The organism is Acinetobacter sp. TYF_19, assembly GCF_043105125.1.
Taxonomy (GTDB): Bacteria; Pseudomonadota; Gammaproteobacteria; order Pseudomonadales; family Moraxellaceae; genus Acinetobacter; species Acinetobacter johnsonii.
On record NZ_JBICLH010000013.1, the window covers coordinates 233,792 to 246,392 of the forward strand.

Annotated in this window: 11 protein-coding genes and 2 pseudogenes; 6 read left to right on the forward strand and 7 right to left on the reverse strand. The window is 37.6% G+C overall.

All coding sequences use genetic code 11. The features are described from left to right. Positions 1-185 precede the first annotated feature (185 nt). From ACF8FD_RS01685 to ACF8FD_RS01715, 7 genes and pseudogenes are all read right to left on the reverse strand, one after another. Positions 186-509 carry a hypothetical protein gene (locus ACF8FD_RS01685; protein WP_392452946.1) on the reverse strand — a complete coding sequence of 108 codons (324 nt, stop codon included), beginning with the start codon at positions 507-509 and terminating at the stop codon, positions 186-188. A 182-nt stretch (positions 510-691) separates the two neighbouring features. Continuing rightward, a complete protein-coding gene (locus ACF8FD_RS01690) occupies positions 692-1,735 on the reverse strand; it encodes a YqaJ viral recombinase family protein (RefSeq protein ID WP_392452948.1) in 1,044 nt (347 codons plus the stop codon). 149 nt (positions 1,736-1,884) lie between these two features. After that, a pseudogene (locus ACF8FD_RS01695) lies at positions 1,885-2,628 on the reverse strand (DUF932 domain-containing protein); the annotation flags it as partial. Between the two features lie 279 nt (positions 2,629-2,907). Next, positions 2,908-4,731, reverse strand: a pseudogene (locus ACF8FD_RS01700) (monovalent cation:proton antiporter-2 (CPA2) family protein). A gap of 172 nt (positions 4,732-4,903) precedes the next feature. After that, positions 4,904-5,557 carry a leucine efflux protein LeuE gene (gene leuE / locus ACF8FD_RS01705; protein ID WP_178928779.1) on the reverse strand — a complete coding sequence of 218 codons (654 nt, stop codon included), beginning with the start codon at positions 5,555-5,557 and terminating at the stop codon, positions 4,904-4,906. A gap of 231 nt (positions 5,558-5,788) precedes the next feature. Next, the gene (locus ACF8FD_RS01710; protein ID WP_392452949.1) at positions 5,789-6,490 is read right to left on the reverse strand and encodes a DsbA family oxidoreductase; all 702 of its coding nucleotides are present in this window, start codon (positions 6,488-6,490) and stop codon (positions 5,789-5,791) included. Positions 6,491-6,574: 84 nt separating this feature from the next. Then, positions 6,575-7,687, reverse strand: coding sequence for an alkene reductase (locus ACF8FD_RS01715; protein WP_228268588.1), 1,113 nt, complete (start codon positions 7,685-7,687; stop codon positions 6,575-6,577). A gap of 295 nt (positions 7,688-7,982) precedes the next feature. Here ACF8FD_RS01715 and ACF8FD_RS01720 point away from each other — a divergent pair, with 295 nt between their 5' ends. The 6 genes from ACF8FD_RS01720 to gorA all read left to right on the forward strand — a co-directional run bounded on the left by ACF8FD_RS01720 (position 7,983) and on the right by gorA (position 12,422). Next, the gene (locus tag ACF8FD_RS01720) at positions 7,983-8,387 is read left to right on the forward strand and encodes a co-chaperone YbbN (RefSeq protein WP_025095515.1); all 405 of its coding nucleotides are present in this window, start codon (positions 7,983-7,985) and stop codon (positions 8,385-8,387) included. Positions 8,388-8,496: 109 nt separating this feature from the next. Next, positions 8,497-9,291 carry an SDR family NAD(P)-dependent oxidoreductase gene (locus ACF8FD_RS01725; protein WP_151685489.1) on the forward strand — a complete coding sequence of 265 codons (795 nt, stop codon included), beginning with the start codon at positions 8,497-8,499 and terminating at the stop codon, positions 9,289-9,291. 27 nt (positions 9,292-9,318) lie between these two features. Then, entirely contained in the window at positions 9,319-9,654 is a 336-nt protein-coding gene (locus ACF8FD_RS01730) for a carboxymuconolactone decarboxylase family protein (protein ID WP_025095517.1), read from the forward strand. 89 nt (positions 9,655-9,743) lie between these two features. Continuing rightward, positions 9,744-10,298: an OsmC family protein gene (locus ACF8FD_RS01735; protein WP_034120175.1), complete on the forward strand. Its 555-nt coding sequence runs from the start codon at positions 9,744-9,746 to the stop codon at positions 10,296-10,298. 96 nt (positions 10,299-10,394) lie between these two features. Continuing rightward, a complete protein-coding gene (locus ACF8FD_RS01740) occupies positions 10,395-10,958 on the forward strand; it encodes a TetR/AcrR family transcriptional regulator (protein ID WP_151685487.1) in 564 nt (187 codons plus the stop codon). Between the two features lie 111 nt (positions 10,959-11,069). Next, complete coding sequence (gorA, locus tag ACF8FD_RS01745; protein ID WP_178929037.1) at positions 11,070-12,422, forward strand: glutathione-disulfide reductase; 1,353 nt, start codon at positions 11,070-11,072, stop codon at positions 12,420-12,422. The last annotated feature ends 179 nt before the right edge of the window (positions 12,423-12,601 follow it).

A 12,601-nucleotide genomic window follows, 5' to 3' on the forward strand; every position in this document is an offset into this window, starting at 1 on the left:
AAATAAACATAAAAAAATCCCATGCAATTACGCATGGGACTTTGGATTGAATCATTTAGTTAAGCATTTATAGGCGAATGCTGTTTTTCAATCAGCATTACAATAGATCAATAGAATTGCATCTAAGCCTAAAGAATTTTGATTAGCTTCTATACTATTGAAATTCAGAATAAAATTTCCAGTTATCAAATATGATCTTGTTTTTCGACATCCTCAGAACTTACACCATATGTTTCAAAGAAATCATGTTCACTCCAAGCTTCGCAATAATCTCTTGGCAAACCAGTAATATTCATCATAAATTGAATTGAGTTTTCAACGTCAAATACTGAAGGTGTAAACAACTGGCCATAAGCTTTTCGATCTTCTTTAGCTTGATCAACATCTTCAGGATTAGGATCGTCAATAATATCAATGAAATGCATATATCGCCAATGAGCCATCTCTAATCTCTCAATTTCAGATGGATTCAAACTTTCTAAGATTTTTTTAGCCATTTCTATTTTCATTAAATCACCTTTTAATTTGATCGTAATTAAATTCAATATAATTGAAATATATTGAATTTTCTTGTTTTAACTAAATATTGCACAGGAATCTACAATATAACGATTCTTGCAAGAAAAATGCTTTATCTGAAGTAATGGGATTTTTAGCATCTAGTTACGTATCTGTTTATACTAATTCATCTTCAATCGTCATAACTATAAATGTTAAAACGCCGTGTCCCTTGCTTGGCTTGTGGAAATTGATTGAGATACTCAGGATGTGATTTGAGTAAAGCCTTACTATCCAAGCTGACCGAGTCTTTAGCCTTTTTCCACGTCACAGAACCCGCTTTAAAGGTGGCACGTTCAGCCTCTTGCATCTTGGCTTGAAGTTGGTGCTTCAGCAGATCGAACTGCTCCTGATGCTTATCAATTTGGCTCCGAGCTTGAAGCAGTTGCTCAAACTGTTGATTGGCTTGCTCATCCTCAGAAAAGTCTGTCGTACTGAGCGGTACATGTTCTGGATATAAAAGTTGTAAGGCTTTGGCTGCCGATTCACTAGCATCTGCTTCAGGAGGTGTATCCTTTTCCACACATTCCCAGAAGTAACGCTCTGCATTCACAATATGTTGGATCACCGATTCTGAACGGGTGACTTTAAAGATTCGGGTTTCATGTCCACAAATTAAGACACAGATATGTGCTGCCTTTTTGCCTGTCACTGCCAATTGATGTTGCACCTGACACAGCACATATAAAGGCACACCATCACGCCAAAGCTTAGCTCCATATTCCCCTGCGGTCTTACATTCTAGGATTTGCACCTCATCGCTACCCACGACTGAGTAATCCAAGTTGGCTAACATAAAATGTTTGTCTGGATCAGGGTGTTGTAGCACTGCATTGACCCGACGGACTTTGCTGTTGGTATGCATGCTGTAGTATTCAGCAACTAAAGGCTCAAGCCTTTTCCCCCAGTACAAGGGTGCATGGCCTTCACTTTCTTCCTCAATATTTTGTTGAATCCGACCTGTCTTAATCATCCATAGTTCCAGCATCGACATATAGGGATTGAGCCCACAAGCAGCAGCACAGTCACTACTGCCAATACCCTTGCGTCTTACTTCCAGCCATTCGGCTTGAGTCATATTTTTAGTCTCTACAAAACGTTTTGCCGTGAAGAGTTTCGGGCGATTGGTGTGGATATTCAGTGTGGCGTTGTTTGGATGAATTACAGCTGAGTTCATAGTAATTTCCTGTCATTGTTTAATTTTGGGCATAAAAAAAGCCGTGTCCGTAGACACAGCTTTGAATAAAAAGAGTTAAGTCATTTGTAAGGTTGAGCGTTTAAGTATTGCGATGATTCAGCTTAGGCTAATCAATAGATGCTTTGAAATTAGGCCAACATGCGTAAAGCTTGTTCGAGTCCCCGTTGCTTAAGCCCTGCTCCAGCACCAAACCATGCAGAATCGAGACGGTGATCTTGACTCATGGCTCGACGCTCGTGATCGGCGAACTCGGTGATACTGCATAGCAAACCGTAAGCGGTGTCTTTGGCTGAACTCAGTTCTGCCCCACGACCCTGCCCATTAAACATGCTCATGACTTTAGACATGGCACGTCCATTGGGTTCAGTCTTGTTGTCAGCTTTAGTGGCTGAATTGGCTTGTGTGGCGACATTACGATAGAACTGAATAATGCCATCCTCCTGCTCGGTTGGACTTAAGCTGGTATTGTTAAACACTGCATCAAAATAGGCTGCTGCTTCAGTCTGTGTGACTTTACGTTGACTGAGCTGTTTCATTTCATACATGTGTTCATCCCATGCACGCACTGAAATACCCAATTGCTGTTTGATCTTCTGGGCATCGAACTTGGTGCTATGCGGGACTTTGACTACACCTGCACTTGAGTTTTGGCCTTTTAAAGCAATCGCCAAAGTGTTGTTACAGACCACGCGGATACTGGTGAATTGTGCCGTAGTTGCTAAGGTTCCATCACAGGCTGTGGCTAAGAGGATGTAACCATTACTGACATCTTTGCCTTTTAAAGCTGAGGTCTGTCCAGTTTTGGCTAATGCCCAGAATTTCTTACCACCTTTCAGTACACCAGCCGTTTCCAGTTCAAAGCCTGATTGCTCAGCGCGCACAAGAAAAACAAAATATAATATTGATTAATAATAAAAATTTAATTACTTAAAAAAAATTACCGTAATGATTACCGCAATAAACTTTCCGTACTTGAATCATGAATCTGAGTGCTTCAAAAGCATCTTTTAAAAATGCCACATGTAGAGATTATTATTCCAACATAGCACTATGCTCGTATGGACTGATTCTAGTAACCTAAACACAAGACGGACTCATTTGAGACTACATCAAATGCTTCTAAGTTCATTTCATCATATTTGAATAGTTTTTTATAAATTAGATTTTTCTTCATCATTATTCAAAATACGTGAATTTTGTTTTGGCTGTATGAGCGGTGCAGTAGGTCGAGGCTTCCGATGTGAGTATTGCATATCAACGCCAGCATAGACATCATCAGCGGCTATTTCAGTAACAAAACGTTCATTGTCCCGCTCCCTGATTTCATCGCTAATTTGTTGAACATCTTCCGGCTCAACTCCAAGTTCTCCCAAAACTGCCTCACCCAACTTAATTGCAGACTCAAATGTTTCACGAATCATGTAATCCACATTTTGTTTAACTAGATAAAGTGAGTGCTCTCTATCAAAAGAACGAACTAGCAATTTAGATAAAGGAAATTCATGCTGAGCTAAATTTACGATTTTATTAGTGATTTCTTTATTATCTACGCAAACCACGATAGCTTGTGCAGTTCCAGCACCTGAAGCATATAAAATATCTAAACGAGCTCCATCGCCATAATAAATTTTAAAACCAAATCTTTCAGCATTTTGAATCATGTCAATGTCATTATCAATAATGGTTACATCAACCCCTCGAGCTAACAATAACTGACTCGTGACTTGCCCAAAGCGTCCAAAACCAATCATTAATACGCTACCCGTTAAGCCCTCTGCAATATCAATGTTTTCTAAGGAAGCTGGTTTATTTGCGCTGACAAATTTTTTAAATAAAACTCCAATGATTGGAGTCAAAACCATCGAGAGTACCACTATAGCAGTCAAGTTTGATTTGATTGTAGTATCGATAACTTGAGCAGAAGTAGCTGCCGCAAAAAGTACAAATGCAAACTCTCCACCTTGAGCCATTAACAATGCTCTATCTAACGCTTCTCCATGTGGGCTTTTGGTTAAACGCGCTACAATATATATCACCACTGCTTTCATCAACATTAGCGACAATACACCACTAATGATTAATGGCCAGCTTTTTGCTACAACTGACAAGTCCAGTGACATTCCTACGCCTAGAAAAAATAATCCCAGCAAGATTCCTCTGAATGGTTCAATATCCGCTTCGATTTGATGTCTAAATGTAGACTCCGAAAGTAATACACCAGCCAAAAATGCACCCATAGCCATTGAAAGGCCACTTACTTGCATCAATAGTGCAGCTCACAAAACGACCAGTAGAGCTGCGGCAGTCATAACCTCACGAGCCTTGGCCGCAGCTAATAATCTAAATAATGGGTTAAGTAACCAGTAACCAGCAGCAATTAAACCAGCAACTGCAATTAAACCAAGACCTATATTCTGAAACCTTACTGAGGTACTTTCAACAACATGATTTGGCGCTATAAAAGCAACTAATGCCAATAATGGCACTATCAGTAAATCTTCGAACAAAAGTATGGCAACAATCTTTTGTCCTCGTGGTTGGGTAATATCGCCTCGATCCCCAAGCAACTGCATTACAATAGCGGTTGAAGTTAAAACAAAACCTGACGCTGCAATAAAGGCTATCTGCCAATTGAATCCAAAAGCCAGTCCAACACCCATCAACCCAATAATACAGAGAACAATCTGCAACGAACCCAATCCGAATATTTCTCGCCTTAGGCTCCATAAATGGGAGGGTTGCATTTCTAAACCAATAATAAATAAATACATGACAATGCCTAACTCGGCAATGTGTAATATTGATGTTGAGTCGTAAAAAAAAGCTAGACCAAATGGGCCGATAATCAACCCCGCAACTAAATACCCAAGTACAGAGCCTAGTCCAATTCGTTTAAATATGGGTACCGCAATCACTGCGGCCGTCAATAATATTACGGGGGCTAATAAACTGATTGAACTGGCTTCTGAACTCATATTTTTCTCATTAATTTGAATTATTGTTGTATGTAAAAAATTCATAAATTTATGTACAGTGACTTTTCGGGCAAGCTCAACTACCTACTGTACAAGTACAATATAGCTTAAAAGCAAACACAATATTTAAAGCCAATCACTAAAAATCATGCCAAAGTAATACGGCAGATTTTTAGAGACCTGTAGTTGCAAGTTTTACTCCAAATCCACAAAATAACAAACCAATAGATGCCACACTGATTGCAGTAATTTTATAACGATGATTAAAGTAGCTGGCTAATTTTACACCTGAAAAAATTAATAGAGATAAATAGCTCATACTTATGATTTGTAAGACAATCGCAAGAATAGTGAAACTGAGTGAAGGATAAGGATAATTTGGATCCACAAATTGTAGAAAAAAAGATAAGTAAAATAAAATTGCTTTTGGATTAATTAGGCTAATTAACAAGGCCGTTTGATATGGCTTGATACTTTCATTTTTAGTTGATTGATTGGCTATCAATTTAGAAATTCGAGGTTGTGGATGCCAAGTTCGATAAGCAGCAATCAAGAGTTTCACGCCAAGGTAACCTAAATATAGCGCTCCTATAAGCTTTAAAGCAGTAAATAACCACGGAAAAGTATGCAATAACGACGCTGCACCTAAAATGGTAAGAATAATTAAAATTAAATCACCACTAAAGACCCCAAAGGCTGCTAAATAACCAGTTTTAATACCGTAACGTGATGCAATAGACATGACATAAAGTGAGTTTGGCCCAGGTAATAATACAATTAAAGTCGTGCCAATAATAAAAGTTGTTAGATCAGTAATTCCAAGCAAAATAAACTCACAGACTTAAAAGCCGATTCGGCATAATGTTAACATTAATTAAAAAATTTATTAAACAAAGGATTAACATAAACCATTCATTAAATTAAATTTTTATCTAAATACCAGCAAGGATTTAGTCAAACAGTTGATCATCTTTAACTTCATTTAATGATTAAGTAAAAATGCGTTGATGGTAGATAACTCAATTACATTCCTATCAACGCTTATTAATTATAAAAACTAAATGCTACAACCATCAATACCGCAGCTTTGACCTTCAGTAGCCGTTATTTCACTCTGCTTTTCTGCCCATACCTGCTCTAAAACATTTAGAAAGGTTTCTACAGATTGAGCACCACTGATTGAATATTTATTGTTTATAACAAAAAGCGGAACGCCACTAGCACCTATTGCATGTGCATTTACTTCATCTTGTAGAACACCTTGTTTAAACAAATCATTGCTAAAGACACTTTCCGTTTCCTCACGGGATAAGCCTATTTCAGTAGCAAGTTCAACCAACTCCTTACGATCAAATATAGACCGACCTTCTGTTACACTTGCCATGAATAACTTTTCAGCAAGTATCTCACCTAAACCTTTTTGCTGTGCTAGCTTTACTACGGCATGTGCATCTAAAGTATCGCCAAAAAGCATAGTATCAAAGTTATAGATTAGTCCTTCCGACTCACCTGCACTCTTTACTTGGCTCATCATCGCTTCTGCACCATTTTTTCCTCCAAACTTTTTATACAATGCTGCTTTAAATGGTTCAGGCACATACTTATTAGCAAGGCGGTAGCTATGATATCGAACGATCACATGATCCTTGTGTTCAAAAGCATCTAATCCTTTTTCAAATCTTTTTTTAGCAATCCAGCACCACGGACAGATAAAATCGGACCACACATCAATGGTTATTTGTGGGAGTAGTGTTTTCATAAATACCTCAGTAATCTTGATTAGATGTTGTATGAGCAAAGATCTTTTAAGCCTAGCCATAAAAATGGCTAGGCAATCATCTGCTTACTTCACTTCATAATTCGGATAATCTGTATATCCTTTTTCTGGAGAACCACTCACACCGTAATACGTTGTGCGATCACTTTCTGCCAAAGGCCAATTATTCTGCATCCGCTCTACTAAATCTGGGTTAGCAATATACGGAACACCGAAAGCAATTAAATCAACGTCACCTTTTTCCAAGGCAGCTTCGGCACTTTGTCGATTAAAACCTCCTGCGGCAATAATCGTGCCCTGAAAAACTTTACGGAATAAAGTTTTAAAACTCTCAGCTTCAATAGGTGCTGTTTCATAAGTAGGTTGATAGTATAAATGAACGTATGCTAATTCACGTTGCCCAAGAGCCAATGCAATATTTTTCCACGTGTCAGCTTCCCCTTCATAAGCTGCAAGGTCATAAATACGTCCAAATGGTGAAAGACGTACAGCAACTTTATCATTACCAATTTCTTGCGAGATAGCATCGATCGTTTCAAAAAGGAAACGTTGGCGATTTTCAACAGAGCCACCATATTCATCGGTACGGTTATTTAATTCAGTACTGAGGAACTGATCAAAGATAAATCCATTTGCGGCCATAATTTCTACGCCATCAAAACCAGCCTCTATAGCCAGTCGTGCAGATTTAACAAAATCATTAGTGACACGTTTAACTTCTTCAGTTTCTAGCGCTCTAGGAATGCTTGGTGTAACCGCACTAGGTTCTCCAGAATCAGAATACGCAAATACTGTAGTGTTAGTTGCTGGAATAGTTCCAGATGATACTGGTGCTTGATTTTCAGGTAGCACTGAAACATGTGACATTCGTCCCACATGCCAAAGTTGAGCAAAAATACGTCCACCTTTTGCATGCACTGCATCTGTAACTTTGCGCCATCCATGCATTTGCGCTTCATTATATAAACCTGGGGTATATAAATAACCACGCCCTTCTTCTGATACAGGTAAACCCTCAGTAATGATTAGACCCGCTGAAGCTCGTTGAGAGTAATAAAGTGCAACTAGCTCATCTGCCACATCATTTAATGTCCGAGTACGGGTCATTGGTGCCATTACTACACGGTTTTTTAATTGAATATCCGCCAAATTATGGGGAGTGAATAATTTATTCATCATATACCTCAAGAAAGATTTACAAATAATTTAAGCAATTTCTTTGACCACACTCATCAATCTGACAATGAATGACACAGGTCGATAACCTGTTTCTAAAAGATACAAAAATTCGTATTTTGTTATCCCTATTGCGCAACAGATAAGATAGTGACACTATATCAACCAACTAATAGGTAGGCAATAGTATTTTTAATATTTTATTCCTGAGTTTTACTTATTCATACTCAAAATCGATTAAATATTATTTAACTTATTTAGTGTTCGATATCTATCAGCGAAAAAAGGAAACCCTAAAATGCGTAAATTACTTCCCTTTAATGAAGATAACTTCCACAACATTGGATGGAAAGAAGGTTTGGCTGTGGTACGTTTTCACGCACCTTGGTGCCCGCCTTGCCATAGTAGTGAAAATTTATTTAATGAATTTGCAGAACATATAGAGAGTAATGTAACTGTTGGAGTGGTCAATGTTGATCAATCACCAGTTTTAGCAAATCGTTATGAAATATGGGGTTTACCTTCTGTACTCATGTTTAAAGATGGACAATTAATTCAACGTATCGTAGGCGTAAAGCCCTTAACGGATTATCAAAACGCGTTAGAAGAGCTAATGAAATTAGATTCAAACGGTTTTGAAGATATTGATCAAGAAACAATAGGCTCACTTTGTCTAACAAATTCCAACAGCCATCCCGAATGATTTATTCAGATTAATTTCAAGTGGTGCTTGACATTTGGAATTAGTCTATATAATCTACAAACCAACTAGTAGGTAGATTGAATTAAATAATCAATTATTGAGGTTTTCCATGAGTGAACAACAATTTAAAGGTCAGAAACTTCTTGTCATTGGTGGTACGAGTGGCATTGGTTTAGAAACAGCACAGAAAGTCGCTGAACAAGGCGGTACAGTCGTCATCGTCGGGAATCGTGCAGATAAAGCCGAAGCAGCGCGTAAACAATTAGTTGCTATAACAAGTGAAGATCAAGTTTTTGCACTAACAGCTGATTTATCAAATTTTGATAGCGTTCAAAATCTAATTAGCAAATTAAATAGTGAACATAAAGACATTAACTTATTAGTTAACTCAGCTGGAATTTTTTACCCTAAAAGTTTCCTAGATCACTCATTGAGTGACTATAACAATTTCCTCGATTTGAATCGCGCTTTCTTCTTTATTACTCAACAAGTTGCAGCATCAATAGTTGCGCAGAATAAAACTGGATCGATTGTAAATGTAACTGCCGTTGCTGCACGTCAGGCTATTGAAACTGTTACGGCATCGGCTTATTCAATGGCAAAAATAGGATTAGAGGCTATGACTCGGCATGTCGCAGCAGAACTTGCTGAACATGGCATTCGAGTAAACGCTGTTAGCCCTGGCATGGTAGAAACTCGTATTTTTGAAAGATTTATCCCTAGTGATCAATTAGATAGTGCTTTGCAGGATTTCAATAGTTTTCATCCATTAGGAAGAAATGGAACTCCACGTGATGTTGCAGAAACTATTGTATTTCTCCTTTCGGATAAAACATCTTGGGTGACTGGTTCAATTTGGGATGTAGATGGTGGTGTCATGGCATCACGAAAACTTGGTAAATAACGCTTAAAAATTGAAGAGGTACTGAAAATGAATGGTGAATGGACTAACAAATTATCTGCACTTGTTAAAAGCGTAGGTAACTTTGCAAAAACAAATAAACCTGTCGCTAATGCGTTTCACAACTTAGAAGTTGCGACACGAGAAAACAAAGTGTTGGATGCAAAAACACATGAGTTGATTTCTTTAGCAGTCGCAGTAACGACTCGCTGTGATGGTTGTTTAACGGCTCATGCTGCTGCTGCAAAAAAAGCTGGGGCAACAAAAGAAGAAGTCGCTGCTGCATTGGGAACTGCAATTGCTTTAAATGCTGGAGCAGCCTATGTCTACTCGGCAAGAACCTTAGACGCTTATGACGAGTTATAAATCATAGGGCTTGATTTTTATACAACTGTACTCACTTGGGTTATTCATTTACCCAAGTTATCTAAATTCAAATATAGAGATATTTTCATATGAAAAATACAATCAACGGTATTGATGTAGATGCTTTCCAACAGTTTGCGGAGGGCGTTAGCCAAAACCCTAATACATCAAAAGCTAGCTTTAATGTAGAAACTCGCTGGGCAGGTCAAACACGTTCTGTTTCAACGATTAAGTCCTATGAACTTTGTGGAAAAACATACGAGCGTAATTTCCATATTGCCGCAGATGAACCAACTGATATATTAGGAACTGATACAGCACCGAATCCACAAGAACTGTTAATGGCAGCTCTTAATGCTTGTATGACTGTTGGATATGTTGCAATTGCGGCATCAAAAGGAATCACTGTTAATAAATTAGAAATCAACACGACTGGTGAACTTGATTTACGTGGTTTTCTCGGTCTAGATGAAACAGTTAACCCAGGATATGATGAAATAGAATATAGCGTTTTTATTGATGCGGATGCTACGCCTGAGCAGCTAGAAGAGATTCACAATGCAGTGATTCAAACATCTCCGAATTTTGCGAATTTATCACGTGCAATTCGCATGAAACCTAAGCTTGTAGTCGTTCAAAAGTAAAGTAATAAGGGAGCATACGTACTAGCTGAGGTTTCTTTACTATCAGTGATATCATAGTATGCTCCCCCTCATATTTTCGTACAGGTAAAAGCCATTATGTCTATTGATACCAGAGCATCATTAATTAAATCGGCTGAGTATATGTTACGGTCTAAAGGCTATGCTGCATTTAGTTATGCTGATTTGGAAAAAGTGGTCGGAATCAAAAAAGCGAGTATTCATCACCATTTTCCAAAAAAAGAAGATCTTGGTGCAGTCATTATCGAGTCATATATACAGCAGTCTATTCTAGACTTCGAGAGAATAGAGCAAGATTTTCCGAATGCCTTTGGCCGTCTATGCGCATTCGCTTCTCTTTTTAGAGCAGCAATGTCAGATGGAATGCTGCCCTTATGTGGTGCGCTTGCAGCTGAAATGGCCGCATTACCAGATAAGTTACAAGTGCTGACTCGCCAATATTTTGAGATCCAATTAAAGTGGATTAAAAAAATTATTGATGAAGGAGTTGCATGCAGTGAATTATCTTCTAAAGGTGACACACACCAAAAAGCTTTTCAGATTTTAAGTTTATTGGAAGGCAGTAGTTTTGTTCGATGGGCTATGAATGACGGTACAGAGTTAGATCCAGCTATTATTGGCAATATTGTTAACGTGCTCTAAATCACATTAATTTTAAGTAAACATAAACCTAATTAAACGGTTTTCGTTTATTACTATAGCTACTGACAATCTTCGACGATTAATATTTAGTTAATATTAAAGGAATTTTTAATGCCTAAACATTATGATTATATAGCGATCGGCGGTGGCAGTGGTGGTATTGCGTCCGTTAATCGTGCAGCACTTTATGGCAAAAAATGTGCCCTGATTGAAATGGGTGACATAGGAGGAACCTGTGTAAATGTTGGTTGCGTTCCTAAAAAAGTCATGTGGTATTCAGCTCAAATTGCCGATGCAATTAAAAAGTATGGTCCAGATTATGGATTCGATACGGAATTAAAATCTTTCGAATGGAAAAAGCTCATTAATAATCGGCAGGATTATATTAAAAGAATTCGTGCCTCGTATGATTCTGTACTGAGTAAAAACAATATTGATGTAATTCATGGTTTTGCTAAATTTATTGATAAGAAAACGATTGAAGTCAATGGTGAAAAAATTACAGCTGACCATATTCTTATTGCAACTGGAACACAAGCAAGTTTACCTGATATTGAAGGTGTAGAATTTGGAATTGACTCTAACGGTTTTTTTGAATTACAAGATTTGCCTAAACGTACTGCAATTATCGGTTCTGGCTATATAGCAGTAGAACTTGCAGGAGTTCTCAATTCTTTAGGTTCGAATGTACAGCTTTTTATCCGTAAAAATCAGCCTCTACGTAACCTCGACAGTTTTTTAGGTCAAACCTTAATTGAACATATGCGTAGTGAGAATATTCAAGTTTATACTCATACTCAAATTAAAAAGGTTTCCAAACTTGAAGATAACTCCATTGTTTTATATTTAGAAGATGGAAATAAACATATTGTTGACTGTCTCATTTGGGCAGTAGGTAGAAAACCAAATACACAACCTCTTGACTTAAATCTGACAAATATTCAATTAAATGATCAAGGATTTATTCAAGTTGATTCATTCCAAAATACAACTGAAACAGGTGTTTATGCGATTGGCGATATTACTGGAAAAGTGGAGTTAACTCCAGTCGCAGTTGCAGCAGGCCGTAGACTATCAGAAAGGCTTTTTAATAATAAACCAAATGAACATTTAGACTATAACAATGTCCCAACAGTGGTATTTAGTCATCCACCTATTGGTACAGTCGGTCTTACTGAAGAAAAAGCCATAGAACAGTTTGGCAAAGATAACGTCAAAGTATATAGCTCATCTTTTACTAGTATGTATACAGCGGTGACAGAGCATAAACAGCTAACTAAAATGAAACTAATCTGTGTAGGTGCTGAAGAAAAAATCTTAGGAATACATGGGATTGGATATGGAATGGATGAGATTCTTCAAGGTTTTGCTGTTGCTTTAAAAATGGGAGCAACAAAGCAAGATTTTGATAATACGATTGCTATTCACCCCACTTCATCTGAAGAATTTGTCACCATGCGTTAATTCTTAGCGATACCTTAAAGCATTTCTTAATGAAGAAATGCTTTATTTAAAGTTGACTTATTTTAGTGATCAATTCTTAACGTAATTACTAATCTTAATAGGCTTTGTTGCACAAACATTCAAAAGCTAAACTTCTTCCAAGTTATCTAAATTTAAGTGGCAACTTGGGTGTGAGGTCG